The sequence below is a fragment of the Pseudidiomarina aquimaris genome, from assembly GCF_003987395.1.
GTDB classification, from domain to species: Bacteria; Pseudomonadota; Gammaproteobacteria; order Enterobacterales; family Alteromonadaceae; genus Pseudidiomarina; species Pseudidiomarina aquimaris.
This window is the reverse complement of sequence record NZ_PIPT01000001.1, coordinates 18832-41948: the sequence shown is the minus strand read 5'-3', so window position 1 is coordinate 41948 and position 23117 is coordinate 18832. Positions and strand designations below refer to the sequence as shown.

General features: G+C 50.9%; 29 protein-coding genes. 16 read left to right on the top strand and 13 right to left on the bottom strand.

Going from position 1 to position 23117, the window contains the following annotated elements; all coding sequences use genetic code 11:
- Window positions 1-125 precede the first annotated feature (125 nt).
- Window positions 126-935, top strand: a complete 810-nt coding sequence (xthA, locus tag CWE21_RS00270) for an exodeoxyribonuclease III (protein ID WP_126832050.1) — start codon at window positions 126-128, stop codon at window positions 933-935.
- A gap of 8 nt (window positions 936-943) precedes the next feature.
- Here the strand turns inward: xthA and yfbV are convergent, their stop codons facing one another.
- Window positions 944-1357, bottom strand: coding sequence for a terminus macrodomain insulation protein YfbV (yfbV, locus tag CWE21_RS00265; protein ID WP_126832048.1), 414 nt, complete (start codon window positions 1355-1357; stop codon window positions 944-946).
- Between the two features lie 192 nt (window positions 1358-1549).
- Here yfbV and CWE21_RS00260 point away from each other — a divergent pair, with 192 nt between their 5' ends.
- From CWE21_RS00260 to CWE21_RS00245, 4 genes are read left to right on the top strand one after another with little or no spacing between them, the layout of a single operon-like run.
- A complete protein-coding gene (locus CWE21_RS00260) occupies window positions 1550-1900 on the top strand; it encodes an arsenate reductase (RefSeq protein ID WP_126832046.1) in 351 nt (116 codons plus the stop codon).
- Window positions 1901-1912: 12 nt separating this feature from the next.
- The gene (gene dapE, locus CWE21_RS00255; protein ID WP_126832963.1) at window positions 1913-3058 is read left to right on the top strand and encodes a succinyl-diaminopimelate desuccinylase; all 1146 of its coding nucleotides are present in this window, start codon (window positions 1913-1915) and stop codon (window positions 3056-3058) included.
- Window positions 3052-3774 (top strand): M15 family metallopeptidase, encoded by a 723-nt coding sequence (locus CWE21_RS00250; protein WP_241970184.1) that lies wholly within the window; start codon window positions 3052-3054, stop codon window positions 3772-3774. The genes dapE and CWE21_RS00250 overlap by 7 nt, the downstream gene beginning before the upstream one ends.
- A complete protein-coding gene (locus CWE21_RS00245) occupies window positions 3759-3920 on the top strand; it encodes a DUF2897 family protein (protein WP_126832043.1) in 162 nt (53 codons plus the stop codon). Before CWE21_RS00250 ends, CWE21_RS00245 begins: the two co-directional genes overlap by 16 nt.
- Here CWE21_RS00245 and purC read toward each other — a convergent pair.
- From purC to dapA, 3 genes are read right to left on the bottom strand one after another with little or no spacing between them, the layout of a single operon-like run.
- On the bottom strand, window positions 3917-4630 hold the full coding sequence (gene purC / locus CWE21_RS00240; RefSeq protein WP_126832041.1) for a phosphoribosylaminoimidazolesuccinocarboxamide synthase: 714 nt from the start codon (window positions 4628-4630) through the stop codon (window positions 3917-3919). The two genes, CWE21_RS00245 and purC, sit on opposite strands and share 4 nt — an antisense overlap.
- Before the next feature lie 30 nt (window positions 4631-4660).
- Window positions 4661-5722, bottom strand: a complete 1062-nt coding sequence (bamC, locus tag CWE21_RS00235; RefSeq protein WP_126832039.1) for an outer membrane protein assembly factor BamC — start codon at window positions 5720-5722, stop codon at window positions 4661-4663.
- Window positions 5722-6609, bottom strand: coding sequence for a 4-hydroxy-tetrahydrodipicolinate synthase (gene dapA / locus CWE21_RS00230; RefSeq protein WP_126832037.1), 888 nt, complete (start codon window positions 6607-6609; stop codon window positions 5722-5724). Before dapA ends, bamC begins: the two co-directional genes overlap by 1 nt.
- 157 nt (window positions 6610-6766) lie before the next feature.
- Between dapA and bcp the strand changes: the two genes are divergently transcribed.
- A complete protein-coding gene (gene bcp / locus CWE21_RS00225; RefSeq protein WP_126832035.1) occupies window positions 6767-7234 on the top strand; it encodes a thioredoxin-dependent thiol peroxidase in 468 nt (155 codons plus the stop codon).
- An 11-nt stretch (window positions 7235-7245) separates the two neighbouring features.
- Here bcp and CWE21_RS00220 read toward each other — a convergent pair whose 3' ends face one another.
- Window positions 7246-8328 (bottom strand): AI-2E family transporter, encoded by a 1083-nt coding sequence (locus CWE21_RS00220; protein ID WP_126832033.1) that lies wholly within the window; start codon window positions 8326-8328, stop codon window positions 7246-7248.
- Window positions 8329-8477: 149 nt separating this feature from the next.
- On the opposite strand from CWE21_RS00220, the gene bepA reads away from it, so the two are divergent.
- Window positions 8478-9932, top strand: coding sequence for a beta-barrel assembly-enhancing protease (gene bepA, locus CWE21_RS00215; protein ID WP_126832031.1), 1455 nt, complete (start codon window positions 8478-8480; stop codon window positions 9930-9932).
- 9 nt (window positions 9933-9941) lie between these two features.
- Here bepA and CWE21_RS00210 read toward each other — a convergent pair whose 3' ends face one another.
- Window positions 9942-10403 carry a TlpA family protein disulfide reductase gene (locus CWE21_RS00210; protein ID WP_126832029.1) on the bottom strand — a complete coding sequence of 154 codons (462 nt, stop codon included), beginning with the start codon at window positions 10401-10403 and terminating at the stop codon, window positions 9942-9944.
- 149 nt (window positions 10404-10552) lie between these two features.
- On the opposite strand from CWE21_RS00210, the gene arsC reads away from it, so the two are divergent.
- The 3 genes from arsC to CWE21_RS00195 are packed head-to-tail and all read left to right on the top strand — an operon-like array spanning window position 10553 to window position 11898.
- The gene (gene arsC / locus CWE21_RS00205; protein ID WP_126832027.1) at window positions 10553-10903 is read left to right on the top strand and encodes an arsenate reductase (glutaredoxin); all 351 of its coding nucleotides are present in this window, start codon (window positions 10553-10555) and stop codon (window positions 10901-10903) included.
- A gap of 9 nt (window positions 10904-10912) precedes the next feature.
- Window positions 10913-11473, top strand: a complete 561-nt coding sequence (gene wrbA, locus CWE21_RS00200; RefSeq protein WP_420821120.1) for an NAD(P)H:quinone oxidoreductase — start codon at window positions 10913-10915, stop codon at window positions 11471-11473.
- 35 nt (window positions 11474-11508) lie between these two features.
- Window positions 11509-11898 carry a DUF2069 domain-containing protein gene (locus CWE21_RS00195; RefSeq protein WP_126832023.1) on the top strand — a complete coding sequence of 130 codons (390 nt, stop codon included), beginning with the start codon at window positions 11509-11511 and terminating at the stop codon, window positions 11896-11898.
- Here CWE21_RS00195 and hda read toward each other — a convergent pair.
- Together hda and CWE21_RS00185 are read right to left on the bottom strand one after the other, a co-directional pair.
- Window positions 11895-12575, bottom strand: coding sequence for a DnaA regulatory inactivator Hda (gene hda, locus CWE21_RS00190; protein ID WP_126832021.1), 681 nt, complete (start codon window positions 12573-12575; stop codon window positions 11895-11897). The two genes, CWE21_RS00195 and hda, sit on opposite strands and share 4 nt — an antisense overlap.
- Entirely contained in the window at window positions 12572-13660 is a 1089-nt protein-coding gene (locus tag CWE21_RS00185; protein WP_157982709.1) for a DUF2066 domain-containing protein, read from the bottom strand. Before CWE21_RS00185 ends, hda begins: the two co-directional genes overlap by 4 nt.
- A gap of 164 nt (window positions 13661-13824) precedes the next feature.
- On the opposite strand from CWE21_RS00185, the gene CWE21_RS00180 reads away from it, so the two are divergent.
- Complete coding sequence (locus CWE21_RS00180) at window positions 13825-15150, top strand: MFS transporter (protein ID WP_126832017.1); 1326 nt, start codon at window positions 13825-13827, stop codon at window positions 15148-15150.
- Window positions 15151-15181: 31 nt separating this feature from the next.
- Here CWE21_RS00180 and pgm read toward each other — a convergent pair whose 3' ends face one another.
- Both pgm and CWE21_RS00170 read right to left on the bottom strand, forming a co-directional pair.
- Entirely contained in the window at window positions 15182-16825 is a 1644-nt protein-coding gene (pgm, locus tag CWE21_RS00175; RefSeq protein ID WP_126832015.1) for a phosphoglucomutase (alpha-D-glucose-1,6-bisphosphate-dependent), read from the bottom strand.
- Window positions 16825-17325 (bottom strand): replication initiation regulator SeqA, encoded by a 501-nt coding sequence (locus tag CWE21_RS00170; RefSeq protein ID WP_126832013.1) that lies wholly within the window; start codon window positions 17323-17325, stop codon window positions 16825-16827. The genes pgm and CWE21_RS00170 overlap by 1 nt, the downstream gene beginning before the upstream one ends.
- 83 nt (window positions 17326-17408) lie before the next feature.
- Between CWE21_RS00170 and CWE21_RS00165 the strand changes: the two genes are divergently transcribed.
- The 4 genes from CWE21_RS00165 (at window position 17409) to fur (ending at window position 19552) form a co-directional block, all read left to right on the top strand.
- Window positions 17409-18200: an alpha/beta fold hydrolase gene (locus CWE21_RS00165; RefSeq protein WP_126832011.1), complete on the top strand. Its 792-nt coding sequence runs from the start codon at window positions 17409-17411 to the stop codon at window positions 18198-18200.
- Window positions 18201-18254: 54 nt separating this feature from the next.
- Window positions 18255-18470, top strand: a complete 216-nt coding sequence (locus tag CWE21_RS00160) for a DUF2788 domain-containing protein (protein WP_034729986.1) — start codon at window positions 18255-18257, stop codon at window positions 18468-18470.
- Between the two features lie 41 nt (window positions 18471-18511).
- Complete coding sequence (gene fldA, locus CWE21_RS00155; RefSeq protein ID WP_126832009.1) at window positions 18512-19036, top strand: flavodoxin FldA; 525 nt, start codon at window positions 18512-18514, stop codon at window positions 19034-19036.
- 69 nt (window positions 19037-19105) lie between these two features.
- Complete coding sequence (gene fur / locus CWE21_RS00150) at window positions 19106-19552, top strand: ferric iron uptake transcriptional regulator (RefSeq protein WP_126832007.1); 447 nt, start codon at window positions 19106-19108, stop codon at window positions 19550-19552.
- On the opposite strand, the gene CWE21_RS00145 is transcribed toward fur, so the two are convergent.
- Together CWE21_RS00145 and CWE21_RS00140 are read right to left on the bottom strand one after the other, a co-directional pair.
- On the bottom strand, window positions 19549-19800 hold the full coding sequence (locus CWE21_RS00145; protein WP_126832005.1) for a putative signal transducing protein: 252 nt from the start codon (window positions 19798-19800) through the stop codon (window positions 19549-19551). The two genes, fur and CWE21_RS00145, sit on opposite strands and share 4 nt — an antisense overlap.
- An 8-nt stretch (window positions 19801-19808) precedes the next feature.
- Entirely contained in the window at window positions 19809-20459 is a 651-nt protein-coding gene (locus CWE21_RS00140; RefSeq protein ID WP_126832003.1) for a Fe2+-dependent dioxygenase, read from the bottom strand.
- An 89-nt stretch (window positions 20460-20548) separates the two neighbouring features.
- On the opposite strand from CWE21_RS00140, the gene CWE21_RS00135 reads away from it, so the two are divergent.
- Window positions 20549-21358: a hypothetical protein gene (locus CWE21_RS00135; protein ID WP_126832001.1), complete on the top strand. Its 810-nt coding sequence runs from the start codon at window positions 20549-20551 to the stop codon at window positions 21356-21358.
- Between the two features lie 29 nt (window positions 21359-21387).
- On the opposite strand, the gene glnS is transcribed toward CWE21_RS00135, so the two are convergent.
- Window positions 21388-23049, bottom strand: coding sequence for a glutamine--tRNA ligase (gene glnS, locus CWE21_RS00130; protein WP_126831999.1), 1662 nt, complete (start codon window positions 23047-23049; stop codon window positions 21388-21390).
- Between the last annotated feature and the right edge of the window lie 68 nt (window positions 23050-23117).

The window sequence follows — 23117 nt, the reverse complement described above, 5'->3', positions numbered from 1 at the left end:
TATACCCAAATTTTGCCGCAGCGACAGCCTTGAGGTCGCACCAAGCCAACGCTTCTGGTATCCTGAATCGCATTCACTATGCAGCAGCATTTCACCTCAAACTTGAGCAATGGAAGTAAACTTCTATGAAAGTGATTTCGTTTAATATCAATGGCATTCGCGCCCGCTTACATCAATTGCAGGCGCTGATTGAGAAACACCAACCTGACGTCATTGGCCTGCAAGAAACCAAGGTTCATAACGACCAGTTTCCGTTGGCCGATGTTGAAGCTTTGGGCTATCACGTCCTCTTTCATGGTCAAAAAGGGCATTACGGCGTCGCGCTGTTGAGTAAGCAGCCGCTAGAAAACCCACAACTTGGCTTCCCTAACGATGGCGAAGACGCCCAGCGTCGGATGATCATGGGTGACTTTGTGCAAGCCGATGGTACCCGCGTACGCATTCTCAACGGTTACTTCCCGCAGGGCGAGAGTCGTGACCATCCATTGAAGTTTCCAGCCAAAGAAAAGTTCTATGCTGACTTAATGGATTACTTGAATAACCAACTCGATGCATCACAACCGGTGGTGGTGATGGGTGATATGAATATTTCGCATCAAGATTGCGACATTGGTATCGGCGACGATAACGCTAAACGTTGGTTGCGTACGGGCAAATGTAGCTTCTTACCAGAAGAGCGTGAATGGTTGAACACCCTCCTCGATTGGGGCTTAGTTGATACCTATCGCTTGCAACATCAAGACGTGACCGATCAATTTAGCTGGTTTGATTATCGCTCACGCGGCTTCGATGATAATCGTGGTCTGCGTATCGACTTGATCTTAGCCACCCAAGGCTTAGCCGATAAACTGGTGGACACCGGTATCGATTACGAGCTACGCGGCATTGAAAAGCCTTCCGACCATGCGCCGATTTGGAGTGAATTCAAACTCTAATCGAAGCCTTAATGTTCATCCGGCGGTAATTCCCGTAACGCCTTATTCAGCAAGCGCGCCAAGTCCATACGAATGGGTTTGGTGCGCGGCTGCACTTGCAGTTTCTGCGCTAACTCTAAATACCAATGCTTCAACCGTGGATCGAGCTGACTTAACGCACGTCGCCCCAACCAATACCAACCTTGCACCGGTAATGACAATAGAAACAGTGAGCTGACCATCGCTTGCGGCAAGATCTCACTGCCCAACCACTGATATTGAACCCACAGGCTTATCACCGCGGCTGCCGGCATCCATTTGGCGGCAAACTTCACCCCGGGCACCACCCGCGTTTCGGTCATTGCGGCCACCACCGCATGGTGCGGCCAAATCGCTGCGTACTCTTGACCGCTTTTAAACACTTGCCAAATCGAATGGTTCATTTTTGCTCGATACTCGCGCTTTTTGATCGATGTGGTCAAGCATTGACCATATCAATATAGACATTAAAAACAATAGCTTAGCTAGTTCACAGCAGCTAACTCACAGACTTATCCACACAAATTGTGGAGAATCCACATGGCTTTTGTCACAATGCTTGCCATGTCCTTCAAAGCCTAATCAAAGAGTAGACAATGACTGCAACTATTTATGGTATTCCTAATTGCGACACCGTCCGCAAAGCACGTAAATTCCTAGACAAACACGGTGTTGATTATGACTTTCATGATGTGCGTGAGCAACCATTGCATGCCGAAACCCTCACCCGCTGGTTGCAACAGGTTGATCGCGATACGCTTATCAACAAACGCAGCACCAGTTGGCGTCAACTGAGCGCCGATGAACAACAACTCGCTGATGACGGCGTCGCCATTGAGCTGTTACAACGTTACCCAACGCTTATGAAACGCCCAGTTCTCGCTTACCAAGAGCAACTTCTGGTTGGCTTTAAAGAGGCGCAATGGCAACAAGTGCTTGAGGTTTAAGCACCTATGAGCATGGATCCAAAAGTCGCCGAACACGCGGTCATTGCACTGGCACAAGAGTTAATCAGTCGCATGTCAGTAACGCCTGAAGATGCCGGCTGTCAACAAGTACTAAGCGAACGCTTGCGTGCGCTTGGCTTCACCTGCGAAAGTATGGTGTTCGCCGATACCACCAATTTGTGGGCGCGGCGTGGCGACCACGGTCCAGTATTTTGTTTTGCCGGACACACCGACGTGGTCCCCGCAGGTTCAGAACATGCCTGGCGCTTCCCGCCTTTTACTCCAACGCTGCATGAAGGCATGCTGTATGGACGCGGAGCCGCCGATATGAAAGGCAGCCTGGCTGCCATGATCGTCGCCACCGAACGCTTTGTAGAACGCTTTCCACAGCACCGTGGCAGTATCGCATTTTTGATCACCAGCGACGAAGAAGGCCCATTCATCAATGGCACTCCGAAGGTCGTTGAGACACTCGAAGCGCGTAATGAGAAAATTACTTGGTGTGTAGTTGGCGAGCCCTCCAGCACCACCCATGTGGGCGACGTGGTAAAAAATGGTCGCCGCGGTTCCCTCTCAGGTGAACTGCGGGTGTTTGGTATCCAAGGTCATGTCGCCTATCCACACTTGGCAAAGAATCCCGTCCATCAAGCAGCTCCAGCGCTCGCGGTACTTGCTGACACCCTGTGGGACCACGGCAATGATTTCTTTCCGCCGACCAGTTTCCAAATCTCCAATGTGCAGGCCGGAACTGGCGCTGGCAATGTGATTCCCGGCGAATTTCATGTGAGCTTTAATTTTCGCTACAGCACCGAGACCAGCGCGGACGATCTGAAACAGCGCGTGTGTGCCATACTTGATGCGCATGAACTGGATTATGCCATTGATTGGAAGCTCAATGGCGAGCCCTTTCTGACTGCTGAAGGTGAGTTGGTGCAAGCCACCGTTGCTGCGGTGCGTCATCATTGTGGCAGCGCCCCGCATCTATCGACTGCGGGTGGCACCTCAGACGGCCGTTTTATTGCCCCGACAGGTGCCGAAGTCATTGAGCTGGGTCCGGTGAATGCGACGATTCACAAAGTTGATGAATGTGTCAGCATGAACGATCTCATTCAGTTGGCGGACATCTACGAAAGCTTAATGGAGCAATTGTTATGCTAAGCGCAGAAGAGCTTACCGGCCAAGTCGACAGCCATGTCATTAGCGACCCATGCTGCCGCCCGACGGTGCGACTGCAAGCCAGCGTTTTCGCCGCATTTAAAGCGATGCAAACAGCCGCCCAAGAGGCTGGTCTAGCGCTTGATATTGCCTCCGGCTTTCGTGATTTTGCCCGCCAACAAAGTATTTGGAATCGTAAATTTAGTGGTGCTGCACCGCTGTACGACAGCGAAGGTGCACGACTGGACCCGGCACAGCTGGCTGTCGGCGAAAAGGTCGAAGCGATTATGACCTGGTCTGCGCTACCCGGTGCCAGTCGCCACCATTGGGGTACTGACCTTGATGTCTTTGATCCACGCCCTTTCAGTAGTGGCGATCTCAGTCTGCAATTATTACCCGAAGAGTATGACGAGGGTGGCCCCTGCCATGAGCTCGCGCTATGGCTTTACCAACATGCCGCTGACTTTGGCTTTTACTTTCCTTATCGCCAGTACCGCGGCGGCGTTGCTGCTGAGCCATGGCATTTAAGCCATTACACGCAAGCACAGCAGGCCCAGCAACAATTAACCACGGCGGTGCTAAGTAATGCGCTTGCACAACATGACGTGGCTGGCAAAGACTACGTACTCAGCCGTCTGACGGAGCTGAAGGAACGTTTTATCGATAATGTTTGCCCACCGACAACCAATGCAGGAGAGGATGGATGGCTTTTTGGCTGATTTTACTGGTGGTATTTGCGGTGGTGATTGGCAATATTATGCTACTGAAGCATACCGCACATATGAAAATGCCGTCGCGCAAGCAACGGCATTCTGAAGACGATAAAGCCAACGACAGTTGGGATGACGAAGACGATGCTACTTAAAGCTCAACACCTAAACGTTGTGCGACTTCCTCATAGGCTTCAACCACACCACCTAAGCCTTGGCGGAAACGGTCTTTATCGAGCTTTTTGCGGGTTTCACTGTCCCACAAACGGCAACCGTCAGGACTGAATTCATCACCCAAAACGATGGTGCCGTCAGCATCCACACCGAATTCAAGTTTGAAATCTACCAACAGCATGCCGGCATCGGCAAAAAGTTTGCTCAACACTTCATTGACCTTGAAGGTGAGTTCTTTCATTTTGGCCAATTGTGCTTCCGTTGCCCAACCAAACGCCGCGGCATGGCTCTCGTTGATCATCGGGTCGTGCAGCGCATCGTTCTTCAAGAACAGTTCGAAAGTAGCTGGCGAAAGCGCTTGCCCCTCTTCGACTCCTAAACGACGTACGAGGCTGCCCGCTGCGTAATTACGCACCACACACTCGACTGGAATCATATCGAGACGCTTAACCAGCGTGTCGGTATCACTCAGCACTTTGTCGATTTGCGTTGGAATGCCTGCTGCTTCTAGCTTGGCCATAATAAAGTTATTAAACTTATTATTGATCATGCCCTTACGTTCGAGTTGCTCAACTTTTTCGCCATCAAAAGCCGAGGTATCGTTACGAAAGTGCAAGACCAAACGCTCCGGATCATCGGTTGTAAAAACCGTTTTGGCTTTACCACGATAAAGTTCAGTACGTTTTTCCATGAGCAGCAGGTTCTCCAGCTAAATCACAAGTTACAGCGCGCTGCGCTGACGAATTTCTGCCGCAATCGGACCGTAAAGACGATCAATGTCGGCAGCAGTTAATGGGGTATCACCACGATAGAAGGTCAGCGTGGTCGTTGAATCATCACCTTTGACGTTCAATTGATAAGAGCCGTCGGCAAGATCCAGTTTACCTTCACGTTGGTCATTCCAGAACGCCAGACTGAAACCAGGGTCGCGCATGTACTCTAAATAGTACATACCAGCGCTTTGATTCAAGTCGTCGATTTCAAAGCCAAGTCCTTCAAGGACGTCGGCCATCAGTGGCCAGGCCACATCGAAACCAATATCGAGTTGATAGGCTGGGAAGCCGGCGTCATTAAAGCTTGGCTGAACGGTCACCGTAGCAGCCGCCTCAGCAGCTTCGAAAACGCCCTGCTGACGCACAGCGATTTCATTGATCATCGCGTTTAATAAATTCGCTTCGGCATTGGTGTCGCTCACACCGCCAGGCACTTCACTGGCACCTGGGCCGCTTACTTTTTTGTCGACCATGTCGACCGTAACTGTGGCGGTACGGCGATGATCAGGCACTTGCATGGTCACTTGATACTGACGCTGCACGGTTGCCGCTAGCTCATCTTCACCGACTTCCAATTGTTCTTGTTGCCAGCCGGTAGTCAACGATTGCTCAGGAGTTTCCGCGACAATCGTTAGATTTTCACGTTGCAATGCTGCTTTGATACCTTCCCAAGTAAAATTAGGTAAGTCTTCCATGCCATCCAGCTCAGAGAAATCAACCGCGGTAACGTCTACATTCTCACTGGCACGGCTGCCAGCTGCAGTGCCGCGCACCAATACTGGTGGTAGCACATTCATGTTCGCACCCACGGCTCCCGTACCATCAACTGGTGGAATTTCGTAGCGCCGTGAACGCTCTGGAAGCTGTTTACCTGGTGCCGGCTCAAGTGCCTGCACCGATTGCGTATTGGTATAGTCAAAACCACCCTCAGCCTGCTCCCGCGGTGTGAAGCTGCAAGCGCTAACGGCTAGGCTTGAGAGGCAAATCATTGCAATTGAAGAAACTTTCATTAGGACTCCGCGCTTATAATTCCGGCTTGTTTTAATGTTTGTTCGATATGTTGTTGTTGCGGAAGTTCCGGCTCCGTCATCGGTAACCGGTAATTCGGTGCTAATTTTTCCATACACGCCAGCGCCCATTTTACTGGAATTGGGTTCGCTTGCACGAACATCGCGGCATGGACGGCTTGCATTTTTTCGTCAAGACGATGCGCTTCGTCGGCATTACCACGCAACGCTGCGTCGACCATCGCTTTCATTTGCTGCGGTACCACGTTGGCTGTCACGCTAATCACGCCATCACCGCCTTGCAAAATAAAATCACAGCCCGTGGGGTCGTCACCACTGAGCAAAATAAAGTTACTACCACAAAGCTTACGTAGCTGTTCTACGCGTGCTACGTCGCCCGTCGCCTCTTTGATACCGACAATATTTTGGATTTCGGCAAGTTCAGCGACTTGCTCTGGTAATACATCGGCGCCAGTGCGTCCCGGCACATTATAAAGCAACTGTGGTAAATCACTCGCCGCGCAACAAGCACGATAATGTTCAATTAAGCCACGTTGCGACGGTTTATTGTAGTAAGGGTTAACGTTTAGGAAGCCTGCGAGTGGCAGATGTGCCATGCGCTCGGTTAAGTGCACAGCCTCAGAAGTAGCGTTGGAACCGTTGCCCGCAATAATGTTGATGCGTCCGTCAGCAAGTTCGCAGGCGGCGCTCACAACCAGTACATGCTCATCATGACTCATGGTCGCGGATTCGCCTGTGGTGCCCATGATAACAAGACCGTCACTGCCTTGCTCGACATGCCAATTAATCAAGTCTTCCAACGCCGCATAATCGACATTACCTTGCTCTGTAAAAGGCGTCACTAGGGCGACGATACTACCTGTTAACATTACTGCTCCTGATCTTTTTTAAGGCGACAATGGTACTTTCGAATGGTGGCAAACACAAGGGTTGTCGCTTTGCGTTCGTGCATGCCTTTGCCTATCATAAGCACCGACTCTAACGATTTTAACCAACCCAACTCTGTAGCAAAGTGTAAGGAGAGTTATGAAGACTTTACAAGCGGGTGATAAAGCACCTGAGTTTACCCTACTCGACGCCAATGAACAGCAAGTTGCCCTCAATGATTTGCTAAAAGATGGCAAAGTTTTGGTTTATTTTTATCCGAAAGCTATGACGCCAGGCTGCACAGTGCAAGCCCAGCAGTTACGTGACCATCAAGCTGAATTGGCCAAACGCAACGTCATTACCGTTGGCATTAGCCCTGACGCGCCGAAGCGCTTAGCTAAATTCACCGAACGCGATGAGCTCAACTTCACGCTGCTCAGCGACGAAGATCACGCGATTGCGGAAGCTTTTGGGGTGTGGGGACCGAAGAAGTTTATGGGCAAGGAATACGATGGCATCCACCGTATCAGCTTTCTCATTGGCCAGAACGGCAAAGTGGCGCAGGTCTTTGATAAGTTCAAAACCAAAGACCATCACCAAGTTGTACTCGACGCACTCGACGCGTAAATAGCTAGGTCTTACTTACGTGCCGATTCTTCAGTTGCAGGAATTGGCACGTCACTCGACAGCGCGGTAATAACGGCTTTGACTAAGCTCGCCAATGGAATCGCAAAGAACACGCCCCAGAATCCCCACAAACCGCCAAATATCAGCACTGCTGCGATAATGTAGACCGGATTCAAGCTGACGGCTTCTGAGAACAGGAGCGGCACCAGTAAGTTACCGTCAAGTGCCTGAATAATCAGGTAGGCGACCATTACATACGCGAACATCGGCGTCCAACCAAATTGGAACAGCGCCACCAACGCTACGGGTAAAGTCACCACCGCCGCGCCGATATACGGGATCAGTACCGACAGGCCGACCAACACGCCTAACAGCGCAGCATAGCGTAAATCGAACAGTGCAAAACAGATATAGGTTACGCCACCAACAATCACGACCTCGATCGCTTTACCGCGGATATAGTTCATGATTTGCAGATTCATTTCATCACTGACTTGTGAGATCAGACGCCGATTCGCCGGTAACGTGCGGTTAATGTGACCCAGCAACTCACGCTTGTCCTTGAGCATAAAGAACACCAACAGTGGCACCACGATCAGGTAAATCAACAAGGCCATAAAACCAACAATACGACTCAGCGACTGACTAATAATCAGCTCACCGATCGACAACACGCGCTGGTTTATATTCTCAATAAAATTATGAATATAGGTTTCACTAACGTAGCCAGGGAACATTTCAGGTAAGCGATTCAGCAAGTTTTTCAACTCGGTAAACATCTGCGGTAGTTCACTCACTAAGGTGATGCTCTGTTGCCAAATGACCGGCACGAAAAACAGGATCAAGAGGACATTGAGTGTAATAAACAAGGAGAAAACCACCAACACAGCGGCAAGACGACTGGCGCCGATAACTTGCAGGCGCTGGATAGGCCAATCGAGTAAGTAAGCTAAGGCAATCGCCACCAAAATAGGTGCTAACAGGTTACCGAAGAAAATAATCAGTAAAAAGAGCACTGCTAGCAGTAGGAACAGCGTGATAGCGTCTGGATCAGAGAATTTCCGTTGATACCAAGCTTTTAAGTAATCCCACATAGCGCGTGCGTCTCCTGAATTGGGCAGTGCTGTCGCCCATGATAGCTCTGTTTGCGGATTTTATACAGTTTAAACTATTCAAAAATGGGAACCTTTTCCCTATAGTGGACTCTATAACAACGCCGTACTCAGTAGGTTTCAGAAACGATATGTTGTACACCATCAAGGCGCGTCTAGCGCCCGTAAGTCTCGCTCTCCTGCTCGCCTTTGGCAGCACAGGTGCCAATGCGCAGCAAACGCGCTTACCCGAGATCGGGACCGCTGGTGGTAGCGTTATGTCTATCGAACGCGAGCAAGCCGTTGGTGACATGTACATGCGGCAAATTCGCGCTTCAGCACCGATTGTTGGCGACCCTGTGCTTGAAGCCTACCTGCATGATGTTGGCACGCGCTTGGTGCGTAATGCCAACGATGTACGCTTTCCGTTCAAGTTCTTCTGGGTCAACCAAGACCAAATCAACGCTTTCGCCTTTTTTGGTGGGCATATTGGCATCAACACCGGATTGCTTGCCGAAACCCGCAACGAATCTGAGTTAGCTTCGGTCATCGCCCACGAAATTGCGCACGTTTCACAACGCCACATTGTGCGCAATATGGAAGCCATGGAACGCAGTAGCTCGCTCTCCATTATTAGCCTGCTCGGCGCCATTCTGGTGGGGATCGCAAATCCTGAAGCGGGGATTGCCGCCGCCCAAGCCAGTGTTGCGGGCATGCAGCAACGCAGTATCAATTACACGCGCTTATTTGAACAAGAAGCCGACCGGATTGGCCTATCGATTTTGGTCAACACCGGCTTTGACCCGATGGGGGCGCCTGACTTTTTTGGCCGTCTCGCCGAAAAATATCGCTACGTGAGCAAACCACCGGAAATGCTGCTCACCCACCCCTTAAGCGAATCGCGGATCGCCGATACCCGCCTACGCGCCGAGCAATTACGTCAGAACGTAAATTTGAATCGTGATGAAAGCGCCTTTTGGCTGGCCAAATATCGCGTACAAGTTCGTCACCTGCGTAACTACAACGCAGAAGCCGCGCGACGTGACATGACGAGCAATAATCCGGCAATTGCGAATGCTGCACGCTATGGCCTAGCCATCGCGCTACTTGATAGTGATCAGGCGGACGCCGCCGAACGCACCCTCGCGCCGCTGTATCAACGCGAACCATTGAATACCTTCTATCTCGATGTACAAACAGACATTTTGTTGGCGCAAAAGCGCTATGATGAAGTGCTCAGTATGCTGGAGTTTGCGTATAAACGGATGCCGAACGAGCAAACCGTAACGCTGAACTATGCCAATGCAGCGGTTAAAGCAGGACAACCTAAGTTAGCGATTCAGTTATTACGCGACTACCTCGTGCGCAACAAAGACAGCACCCTCGCCTACTCATTAATGATCGAAGCCCAGCGTGGCTTGGGCAACACCAGCGGCATGCACGAAGCCAACGCTGAATTAATGGCGCTGTACGGACAGTTCGACCGCGCTATCGATCATCTGCATAACGCTCATACCCACAATGACAACCGTCTCGAGCAGCGTCGTATTCAAGCACGCATCGAACAACTTATGGCGAAAAAGCGCGAAGTCGAAGCGATGCGTTGATTGCGAACATTAAGGAGCAGCGTTAATCGCCTGCAGGAGCGTCGCCTCTGTTTGTTCACCCAGCAACGGTCCCTTTACCTCACCCTCAGGCGTTATCACATAAGTCGCCGGCAACATTTTCGGTGTTGGAAACGGGAGGTGCGCCAACGGCTCATTTAAAATCAACGGAAACTCAATGCCATGTTCGGCCTGCAATGCCGCGAGCTGCTCGTTATTGAGGCCATCAAAACTGACCCCGAATAGCTTAGCCTTGTCACTATGTGCATGATAAAACTCATTTAGCTCGGGCAGCTCACGCAAACAAGGCGCGCACCACTCGGCAAAATAATTCACAATCACATAATCGCCTTTGAGGCTGTCCCAAGTGAGTTGGTTACCTTGGTTGGTGTGAAAGTCGGCAGCCGGTGCGCAAGCACTGAGCAAACCGAGGATGAAAGTCAGTTGTAACAGGCGTAGTAATCGACAACACATAGCAAATCCCGTAAGCTTCAACTAATTAACAGCGCTGTTTGCTATTCGCTGTTCGTTGTTTGTTTAAACCATTTTTCTAAACAAAAAGCGAACACAGTGAGCGTGCGAACAGCAAATAGCAAACAACGCTTTTTCTTTTAGGGGGTAGCATGTCTCAAGTTTCGATTTATCACAACCCACGATGCTCTAAAAGTCGCCAAACCCTGGCCCTATTACAAGAACAAGGCATCGAACCTACCGTTATTGAATACCTTAAAGACACACCAAGTGAAGACGAAATCAAAGAATTGCTCAGCAAACTTGGCTTCGTTTCGGCGCGCGAATTGATGCGTTCAAAAGAAGACGTGTTCAAAGAGCTTGAACTAAAAAACGAAAGTGACGAAGACAAATTAGTCGCAGCAATGGCCGCGCATCCAAAACTCATTGAGCGTCCGATTGTGGTAAAAGGCGAACAAGCACGCTTAGGCCGCCCGCCTGAGGCTGTGTTGGAGATCCTATAAATGAGTGATGTGCCACGCATTATCATTCTCTATTACAGTCGTAATGGCGCTACGCAGCAATTAGCCGATGCAATTGCGAATGGCGTGAGTAAAGCGGGTGCGGAGCCAGTGTTGCGCACCGTTGCCTGCGACGGTGACGCCGCGTGTCAACGTGATTTGCTGATTGAAACCGATGAACTGGCAGACTGCGCAGGTCTGATCATGGGCAGTCCTACGCGTTTTGGTCACATGTACAGCGGCCTACAAAAATTCTGGGAGCAAACTTCGCGCGATTGGTTAAAGGGTGCGTTGGTCGATAAGCCGGCAGCGGTTTTTACTTCCAGCAGTTCGATGCACGGTGGTCAAGAAAGCACGCTACTGGCCATGGGGGTGCCCTTATTGCATCACGGCATGTTGTTGATGGGGATTCCATACACAGCGCCTGAGTTGCAACAAACCGATGCGGGAGGTTCGCCTTACGGTGCCTCACATGTCGAGCATGCCGCGGGTAGCAAATTGAATCAGTATGAAAGTCGACTTGCTGAGCAACTCGGTGAACGCGTTGCCAAGGCGGCACTTAAGTTAACGTAATCAATTTCAGTAATGAGAAGTAAAGGAAACGACCTATGAGTCCTACAATTGCCCGCTATCGTTGGTTGGCTCTGACAAGTTACCTCGGCCTATTGCTGTGGGTGCTGATTTGGCAATTCGCCACGGATTTCAGCACACAGTCGGTACTATTTAAGGTACTCGTCTATGTCTTGCCCCTGCTCTTTCCATTGCTGGGCATCGTGCGCGGTAAGCCCTACACTCATGCTTGGGCTAACTTCATTTTGATGTGGTACTTTCTGCACAGTCTTACCATGCTCTATATCGCGCCAGAGCAACGCTGGTGGGCGGCTATCGAACTACTGCTGACGACGCTGGCTTTTGCTGGCTGTACATTGTTCGCCCGCAACCAAGGTCGCGCTTTAGGATTAGGCCTGAAAAAACTTAAAGATGAGCAAGAGGGTTAAATACCCAACACCGCTTTGACGAAGGGAATCGTCAATTTACGCTGCGCAGCAATCGATGCCTTGTCGAGGCGTTCCAAGCGTTGCATTAAATCTTCCAGATCACGGCCTAAGCGTTGCACCATAAATTGGGCCGTGTCACTGCGAAGTTCCAGTCCCATCGCGTGGGCACGCTGCTGTAGGGCTTGAACCTTCTCGTCGTCAGTCAGGCGCTGTAACTGCAAAACCACCCCCCAACTCAAGCGTGACTGCACATCAGGATAGGCAGACTGCAACTGTGCGGGTGAGGTACTGGCGGTCACCAGCAAGCGTGAACGACCTTCGTCGCGCACGCGGTTGAGCAGCGCGAAGACTTCAAAACACCACGCTTCGTCGGTCAGCACTGCATCGATATCATCGAGACAAATCAATGCGTAACTTTCAAGTCCACGCAGGACCCCCGCTTGCATGGTCTGCTTTAACTCGCCAAGGGGCAGATAAATCACCTGATCGGACTGCTCACTGCAAACGGCATGCAGCAAATGACTCTTGCCGACGCCCGCACCGCCCCACAGGTACACCAAAGTATCGTGCCCTTCGCGCACCAAAGTAAACGCCTCGGTATTCGGTCCGGCGACCAGAGTGGCAAAGGTTTGATTACTTGGCAGCTGCACATTTAGCGGCAGTTGTTGCAAGGTCATGGTTGCTCGACCCACCTGAAGACCGCATCGCCATCTTCCGTTTCATCGGTCACTGCTTGCAGTTGTTTACTCAAGTCCATGGCCTGGCGAATGCGGGCGGGATCCGCTTGTAAACGCAATTTGTATTGCGCTGTACGGCCATTGTAGCTTACCAGTTGCGCGTCCATGACGGCAGGCATAGAGCTTAATAGCTGTTCTGCGGCAATGGTTGCCTCCAGGCGCAGGAGTTGGTCAATCGTGACCGTCCATTCTTGCAGCGTTTCACTCGCGCTGCCGATGCGGTAACGCGCAGCCAGTTGATCGGTCACATCGCGAATCACCAAAGCACCTAATTCGCTGCGATCCATGGCACGGACGGTGCCGCTCCAACGTAACTCGCCAATGTGCAGGGTCCAATCGCCCGACCAGCGCTGTGGTTGCTGTTCGGTGATCATGCTCGGGTCCGTGCGATAAAAACGTGCAACGACAATGCCATCGGGGCTGTAACGCGCACTAGCAAAATTAATCGTGTCCATAAAACGTGCCCACACATCGATCACCGACACCGTCATGCTGTCGTTTAAATCAAGGAGTGGCAATTGGATCGGCAAACCGCGGCGATTCGCAGCATTACGCAGTTGTTGCACCACAATCGCTTCGCTGTCCGCACCTAATAGCTGGCGGCGCAAGTCATCGTCTTCCGCGACCAGCCACACCAACAATTGCGGTCGCAGGTTGCTCCAGATACCTGAGCCAGCTTGTTGGATCAAGCGATCGACTTGGGTCTGATCGAACTGCACCCACAACCAAAGCTGTTCGTCTTGCTGATAGCCGTATTGCACAACAAAATCACGCACGTTGCGCAGCGCCTGTTCGACCAACGGATGACCTTCTAATTGGCTGTCGCCAGAGAGTTTCAGCAAGGTTGCTTGCAGCGCCTCCTGCAAAGCCTGCTGGCGTTCGCGCGGCGCTTGGCTGTTGACCTGCACGCGGAATTGGTAAAGCTCTTTTAACTCTACCGCGGCGTGGCTCACGCTTGGCGTGATCGCGATCGATCCAACCACCCCAACGAACGCTAACCAAACGAGCAAAATGATCTGTCGCATACGTATCCTATTCACCTCTACTTTGCACATCATAAACAGCCGCTAACCCGCGAGCAAGTAACAAGCTGTGGATAACCTCTTGACGTTTCCGAAAAATATCTTCCGTGTTACACTTTCCTTGATTTTTCGCCCTCTCGCTCAAGTTATCGCAAGGATCTGTTGGCATGCTCAAACAACAACTACGCGCCATTAGTTCATTACTGACCAGTATCACCATGATCGGCATTTGCGTAGGCATGACCAGTACCTTGCTGAGTTTACGGGCGACGATTGAAAACTTTGGTACCCTGACCACGGGTGTCATCATGTCCGCCTATTTCATTGGCTTTCTATTTGGCACCACACGAGCCCCGAAAGATATTCGGCGGGTGGGCTATATTCGCGCCTTTGGCGGACTGGCCGCTCTGGCTGCGGCCTCGATCCTCATTCAAGCGATATGGATCGACCCCACCGTATGGTTCGTCATGCGCTTTCTCACCGGCTTCGCCATTTCCGCGATCTTTGTGATCGTCGAAAGTTGGTTGAATACCATGGCTGACAACAAAAACCGAGGCACTTTACTCTCTGTTTACTTAGTGCTTATTTACGGTGGCCTGGTCGCGGGTCAGTTGATTCTTGGTGTTGCCGACCCTGCAGGCTTTATGGCCTTTGCCATTGTTGCCTTGCTCATTAACTTGGCGTTGATTCCAATCTTGATTAGCGTCACCGTCGAGCCCACTACGCATGAATCGAAGAAGGTACCGATCCGCAGCCTCTTCAAACTCGTGCCGCTTGGGATCGTGAATGCCTTTATTATGCAGGCGTGCTACGCCATGTTTTATGGTATCGGCCCAATGTATGCGACCTACATAGGCCTGAGTGTCGCCCAAGTCTCACTCTTCATGGCATCGTTTATTCTTGGCGGTATGTTAGCCCAAGCCCCTATTGGTTTACTTTCAGATCGCTTTGACCGCCGTATCATCATGGCCGTTTGTGCCGGCTTAGGTTCCGTGATGGCGCTCGTGCTTGCCCAACTTGGTGCGTCCGTCGCTTGGCTCATCTACTTGTGTGTAGGTCTGTTCGGCGCCTGCGTATTGCCGCTCTACTCGCTCGGCATGGCGCACACCAACGACTACCTCGAGAAAGACCAAATGGTGGGTGCCACTGGGGCAATCATCAAAATTGGTGGGGTCGGCTCAATTATCGGTGCGCCCGCCGTTGCCGCACTCATGCAATTCGGTGCCGTCGACTTTTTCTTCTTGCTGATCATGGCGCTGACCGCCGTGGTTTGTTTGTACTCGCTGTATCGTGTGACGCGCCGCGCAAAAGCCGACGAGCAGCTCACCAGCAGCTATGCAATGCTCGGTCCATCACAAACCTCTGACGAGCTATTGACCACCTTGGTCGATGAACATGAGTATCAGGTTGAGTTAGCGGAACGCGAAGCCGAAGAAGAAGGCGATGAAGACGATGAAAAAGAAGCCGCAGACGAAATAAAAGAGCGCTCATAAACTTAATTAAGCGCTCTCTACAATCAATAACCTACTTCGCCTGCAACCAGCTTGTTACCAGCGCTTGCGCTTCGTCGGCAAGCACATCTAAATGCGCTTCACTGACAAAGCTTTCACAGTAGATCTTGTAAATGGGTTCCGTACCCGATGGCCGTGCGGCAAACCAACCGTTCGCCGTGGTCACTTTAACGCCCCCTATGAGCGCGTCATTGCCAGGCGCTTTGGTCATGATGTCGGTCACTGCATCACCCGCTAGTTCCGTCAGCTTCAGCTTATAAGCACGAATTGCGCCAAATGCTTTATTTTGTTCAGGACTCGAAGGCGCATCAACACGACGGTAAAAACTGGTGCCATGTTGATTGCAAAGATGCTCGTAATAGTCACCCAGATCCTGCCCTGTCACCGCGACAATCTCAGCCGCTAACAATGCCAAGATGATACCGTCTTTGTCAGTACTCCAAGCCTTTCCTTCCTTATCGAGGAAGGTCGCACCTGCGCTTTCTTCACCGGCAAAGGCTATGCTGCCGTCGTGTAAGGCCTGTGCGAACCACTTGAAGCCCACCGGCATCTCTTTTAGTTCACGCTCATGTGCCGCTACCACACGATCAATCAAGGCGCTCGACACGAGCGTTTTGCCAATGGCGGCGGTTGCCGGCCAGTTGCGGTGTTTGCAGAGATAATCAATGGCAATTGCGAGGTAGTGATTCGGATTCAGTAGCCCGTGGGTCGGGCTAACAATACCATGACGGTCATAGTCTGGATCGTTCCCCACCGCCACATCATACTCACCCCGCATGTGCAACAGCGATGCCATAGCATAGGGGGAGGAACAATCCATGCGGATCTTGCCGTCTTTATCTAACGGCATAAAGCGGAAGCTGGCATCGACTTCGTCGTGGTAAACATCGATATCAAGACCATACTGCTCGGCAATCAAACGCCAATAACTGGCACCCGCACCACCCATGGCATCAACACCGATGCGCAGATTCGCTTTGCGGATAGCCGCCATATCAATCACTTGCTCTAACTCATTGATATAGTTCGCGCGCCAATCGACTTCTTTTAGCAGCTTACTTGCACGTGCCTCAGCATAACCTACGGCATTCACGCCCATAAGTTCAGACGACAACAACGCATTGGCATATTTTTCAATGACTTTGGTCGCGTCGCTATCAGCCGGTCCGCCATGCGGCGGATTGTACTTAAAGCCGCCATCGCTGGGTGGATTATGCGACGGCGTGATCACCACACCGTCGGCCAAGCCAGAGGTGCGGCCTTTGTTATAGCGCAAAATCGCGTGACTGATCACCGGTGTCGGCGTATATTCGTCGCCTGCTTGCACATGCACTTCAATGCCGTTGCCGATAAACACTTCCAACGCTGTCATATAGGCTGCTTCAGAGAGCGCATGAGTGTCGCGCCCAAGCATGAGCGGCCCAGTAATGCCCTGCTCTTCCCGATACGCCACGAGAGCTTGACTGATGGCCAATATATGCGCTTCGTTAAATGAGCTATCGAACGCACAACCACGGTGTCCAGAGGTACCAAACTGCACCTGTTGCGCACGCTGGCGTGGGTCAACTTCGTTAACAAAATAGGCACTGACTAACTTAGCAATATTAGTCAAATCTTCCGGTAAAGCTGGCTGTCCAGCGCGTTCATGCAAGGCCATCAGAGAAAGTCCCTTATCTGTTCAGCTTGAGTTTGATCGTAACCTAACTCGAGCGCCACCTGCGTCAACATCGACTTTTTCCGCGTAGTGTTGTTATTCGTCACCACATAAAATTCGGAGTCAGGGATCTGTTTCGGATTCGTGCTGGTACCACTGGCTTCGAGCTCAGCAGAACTACGCGAAAAATACTGTCGATCACGGCCGCTGATTTGCAGCACTTTGGCAAAAGTTTGCGGGTGGCATTTGTGCAGCATGCTTAAAATATACAAAAAGCGCGCCACCACACTGCGTTGACCGGCCAAGTCGGCACTGGTCATGCTGTCGAAAATGGTTCGGCCATGGGCTTGTTCGGCCACTGGCGGTTCAACCTCAGCACTCGTCGCGGTGCCTTCGAGCCCCAATAAGCGACGGAGGATCGACGATGCACTCTCGCCGATGTTTTCGGTGTGACTTACCAGATAGCGGTAGATGTCGTCATCAATTTCAATTCGTTTGCTCATGCGCCTTCACTTCTTTTTAGGTTTATAGCTAGCAATATGCACGCTATTATACTCAACCGACCTCGAGGGTACAGGAATTCACAATGACTGATCAGCAAGAAAACATCGTAAATTACGAAATTATGGGCGAGAAAGGCCCCGCCGTGCTGCTTATTCACGGGCTCTTCGGCGATCTTGATAATCTCAAGCGCCTCGGACGCGATCTTGAAGAAGATCATAAAGTCATCGTCATGGATTGCCGTAATCACGGTGATTCATTCCATAGCGAGCGTATGAACTATGCCGCAATGGCCGCCGATGTCGAGGCACTGCTGGATCATCTTGAAGTCGATAAAGTCAGTATTGTCGGTCATTCGATGGGCGGCAAGTTAGCCATGGAGTTTGCCCTGACCCACCCAAACCGGGTGCAAACACTGATTGTCGCCGACGTGGCACCTGCAGCTTACGATGCTCGCCATCGCCATATTCTCGATGCCCTTGAGAATATTGACTTGAGTCAAGTAAAGACGCGACAGGATGCCGATAAGCAATTAGCCAAAGCCATCGATGAACGTGGCGTGCGCCAGTTCCTATTAAAAAACCTCAAGCGCGAAGACGAACAGTATCAATGGCGGTTAAACCTACCGGTAATTGATAGCTGCTATGAAGAAATCTCGGGCGGCGTGCGCGAAGGTAGTTACGACGGCCCCGTGCTCTTTATCAAGGGCGGTGACTCCAACTATCTCACCGAGGAGCATCGTGACGCGGTGAGCTCGCGCTTCAGTGATGTCGATATCAAAATCATCGAAGGTACTGGACATTGGTTGCATGCCGAAAAGCCAAGGATTTTTAACCGTCTGGCTCGTAGCTTTCTCGAGCAACATTCTCGCACCTAGCGGCCTTGCGTGTTATAATCGGCCCACATTTTTAGTCGAACTGGTAGCGCTGTTATGTTGTCAGAGCATTTTGAAACCATTGAGATTCTAGGTACAAACTTTGCCATTGCAATTCTATTTGTACTCATCGGTTTGGCGATTCAAGACGTATTAAAGAAAGGCGACGTGCCGAAGTTTGGCCGCTGGTTCGTCTGGTTAGTGTTGTTTCTTGGCTGTGCAGGTTTTATCGCTAAGGGCATCATCCAAGTTATCTGGGAGGCTGGCTTATAAGCTAGCGCCATTCATCATTTCGTTAAGGTAGTAACACGACTATGGCAAGTGTTGGAATTTTCTTCGGCAGTGATACCGGTAACACCGAAGCTGTCGCACAAATGATCCAAAAAGAATTAGGCAAGCAACTTATCGACGTATTCGATATCGCAAAATCGAGTAAGGAAGATATCGCTAGCTACGATTTGCTCATGTTCGGCATTCCGACTTGGTATTATGGCGAAGCGCAATGCGACTGGGATGACTTCTTCCCAGAACTCGAAGAAATCGACTTCAACAACAAGCTCATCGCGATTTTTGGTTGTGGTGACCAAGAAGATTACGCGGAATATTTCCTTGACGCGATGGGCACGATTCGTGACATCGTTGAAGCCCGTGGCGGTATCATCATTGGTCACTGGCCAACTGAAGGCTATCACTTCGAAGCCTCTCGCGCGATGGCCGACGACAACCACTTTGTTGGCCTCGGTATTGACGAAGACCGTCAACCAGAGCTTACGAAAGATCGCGTGAAGCAATGGTGTGATCAATTACGCGAAGAAATGGCCCTTGACCAATTAGGTTAAAGGGTCATTCCCTTTCTTGTGAAACTTTGCCTATAATGGCGACACCACTGACAAACTAAGTGAAGATAGATGAGCAGCAACGGCGAACAACAACTTAAAAAAGCAGGGCTGAAAGTCACCTCTCCTCGCGTCAAGATCCTTGAGATTTTGAAGAATCCGGACAATCAGCACATTAGCGCGGAAGATGTCTATAAAATTCTGCTAGAGAATAACGAAGAGATTGGTTTAGCGACTGTTTATCGTGTACTGAATCAGTTTGATGATGCCGGCATTGTCACTCGTCATCACTTCGAGGGTGGTCGTTCAGTGTTTGAGCTTAGCGCTAAAGACCATCATGACCATTTAGTCTGTCTTACCTGTGGCCACGTGTTTGAATTTGAAGATGACGTGATTGAAGACCGTCAATTACAAGTAGCACAAGCCAACAATATCAAGCTCACCAATCATAGCTTGTACCTTTACGGCGAGTGTAAAACGCCAGATACCTGCGAAAATAACCAAGCCGACGCTGATTAATCAGCGTCGTCTGCCGGTTCATCATCGGCAATTTGAAATGCTCCGCGCTCGTATTCCTCAACCAAAGCGAGCGCTTTCCCAGCGTCCTCATCCGCAACCCATAATTTTGCAAAACCACTTGCAGCCAAGTCACCTACCGCCCCTTGCAAATAAAAACCGCCACTGTGGCAGGCAATGCCGTGGGCTTCGAATAAGCCTTTTACCAGCTCCGCTTCGACCACGTTATCGGCTTGAAATACACACTGCATAACTGTCCTTAGCGCTTCGCCCAACGGCGCAACAAATTGTTATAAGTTTTGCTGAGCCGATCGAACTGCTCACTCTTCCCATGCTGTTCAAATTCGTGACGCATCGCGGTGTAGAGATCAAAGCTCATTTCGCGCTGCTGCGGCTCGCGCAACAGACTTTCAATCCAGCCTACCATCGCGATGCGTGAACCTCGTGTGACCGCATTCACCCGATGCAAAAACTGTGTCGGGTAAAGTAACACATCCCCCTCGTTCAAGCGCCAGGCCCGCTCGCCCGAGCTATCTTCAATAACTAACTCGCCGCCCTCATACTCAGCAAGTGGCGTCAGACCCAGGGTAAAGGACATATCGGTACGTGTGCCGCCCATAAGCGCATCGTCCATGTGGGTCCCATAAGCCTGCCCTGCGTCATAGCGATTCAGCATGACATTGACGAACTGCTGCGGTCGCGCCGCAACTTTTACCAGCTCATGTTGTTCTAAGCGTTTATGGAGTAACTCAATCAGTGGGTGCGGTGCACGAATCTGTTGGTTGTTTTTGACTTGCTTGGCGGCCCAGCCAGCGCTTTCGAGACCGCTCGTGAACTGCTCTTGGGCTAATTTGTCACGAATCACTGACAAAGTGCCGCGGTCGATAACGTTTTCAATATGTAGGATCATAGGGGCTGCTATTGAGAATGACTCTCATTTGTGAAATTATAAGCAGTATAACGAATCCCGTCAGAGACACGCAACTAAAGGGGTAAAGAATGTACGAGAAACGTAAAGTTTGGTTGGCCGTCGGCGCCGCTGTACTTGGCACGACTGCGGCACAAGCAGCCCAAGCTGACCTAGAACCGCTGCAGCAGCAAAACATGACCATCGTGGCACCCTTTGCCGGCGCCGGTGAAGGCGAAGGCGAAGGTGAGGGAGAAGGTTCTGGCGTGGTTGATCTGCGCGTCAATGACAGTGCTTACCTTGCCCGTTTGGGGCTGATCCGGGGTCATTTATATGTCGGCAAAAAGCTCTATGATCAAGGTCACCTAGCCATGGCCAAAACGCATATGAAGCACCCAGAAGACGAGCTCTATGCAGCGCTGGTACCGGCCTTTAGTGCCCGAGGCGTTGAAGGCTTCGGCACGCAATTAAGTGCGCTCGCAGATGCCGTCAACAATGAGCAAGGTGATGACGCGGTCAATGCTGCTTATGACGACCTGCTAGTGGCTATTGCCGCCACTGAACAAGTCCAAGAGAAAGCCGTGAAAGACGTCCTCATGAGCCTTAGCACCATGCTACTCACAGCCGCCGCGGAATACGATATCGGCGTTAAGTCGGGCGAAGTGGTGAACGTGCATGAATTTCAGGATGCTTATGGTTTCACAACCATTGCCAAAGCGCGTATCGGTGAACTCACTGAGGTGCAAAAAGACGCCAACGCCGCGGCGCTGGCTGAAGTAGAAGAAATTCTGGCTGGCTTACCTGAGTTATGGCCAACCATTACCCCTGCAGGTACGGTTGAAGGTGACTCAAGTGAGTTATATGGCGCCGCCGCTCGCATTGAGCTAGCGACGCTTAATTAAGAAGCACGAAACGGGGCTTAAGCGTTTGCTTAAGCCTCATCATTCCAGGTATCACGCAACCCTACGGTCTGATTAAAGACCAAATGCTCCGCTGAGCTGTCCTTACTGTCAGCACAGAAATAACCGATACGTTCAAACTGGAACGGTTTTTCCGCTTCAGCTGCAGCCATGCTTGGCTCTACGTACCCTTGCTTAATCACCAAAGAATCTGGATTCAAGGTACTGAAGAAATCTTCTTCAGCCGCTGGATTAGGCACTTGGAACAAACGGTCGTACAAGCGGAATTCCGCTGGCTTGGCATGCTCGGCCGCCACCCAATGAATCACGCCTTTCACTTTACGGCCATCGGCAGGATCTTTACCTAAAGTGTCAGCATCATAAGTACAGTAAATCGTGGTGATGTTTCCGTCAGCGTCTTTCTCAACACGTTCAGCCTTGATCACATAGGCATTACGCAGGCGCACTTCTTTATCGAGCACCAAACGCTTGTACTTTTTATTCGCTGATTCGCGGAAGTCTTCACGCTCAATAAAGATTTCGCGCGCAAACGGTACTTCACGACTGCCCATACTCTCATCGTTCGGATGATTTGGCGCTTGCAGTTGCTCTACTTCACCCTCTGGGTAGTTCTCGATCACCAAGCGTACTGGATCGATGACAGCCATGGCACGCGGTGCACCGTGGTTGAGCTCATCACGAATACAGGCTTCGAGCATGCTCATCTCAACCTGATTATCCATTTTTGTCACGCCGATACGGTGACAGAATTCACGCACTGAGCTTGGCGTATAGCCACGACGGCGCATACCAGCAATCGTTGGCATGCGTGGGTCGTCCCAACCGCTGACTTTGCCCTCTTCCACTAACAAGTTGAGCTTGCGCTTACTCATTACGGTGTACTGTAGGTTTAGGCGTGAGAATTCGATCTGCTGTGGGTGACAGTCAATACTGATGTTATCCAAAACCCAGTCATACAAGCGACGGTTGTCTTGGAACTCAAGCGTACACAGTGAGTGCGTGATGCCTTCCAAGGCGTCCGAAATACAGTGCGTGAAGTCGTACATTGGGTACACGCACCATTTGTCACCGGTTTGGTGATGGTGAGCGAAACGTACACGGTAGATCACTGGGTCACGCAGCACCATAAATGGCGAGCTCATGTCGATTTTCGCCCGCAGCGCGGCTTTACCTTCTTCGTACTTACCCGCTGTCATATCGGCAAAGTGCTTAAGATTTTCTTCCACCGAGGTATCACGATAGGGGCTATTGGTACCCGGCTCTTTCAGCGTACCGCGCATTTCACGCATTTCGTCTTGGCTCGAGAAGTCGACGTACGCCAGTCCTTTCTCGATAAGCTCTACAGCGTATGCATGGAGCTGATCGAAATAGTTTGACGAGTAACGAGGCTTTCCTTCCCACTCATAACCAAGCCATTTTACGTCTTCTTGAATTGAGTTAACGTAATCGACTTTTTCTTTCAGTGGGTTGGTGTCATCAAAGCGCAGGTTGCATTGGCCCTGGTAATCTTCAGCGATACCGAAGTTCAGCACAATTGATTTGGCATGACCAATGTGCAAGAAGCCATTCGGCTCAGGTGGGAACCGGGTATGCACCGACGAATGCTTGCCGCTGGCAAGATCTTTGTCGATGATCTGACGAATAAAGTTACTGCGAGGCGCATCTGCTGCCATGGACGTTACTACTCCACTCTCGTTCTAAAAAAGAGCGTTATGATCGCAGTTTATTGGCTTGCTGGCAA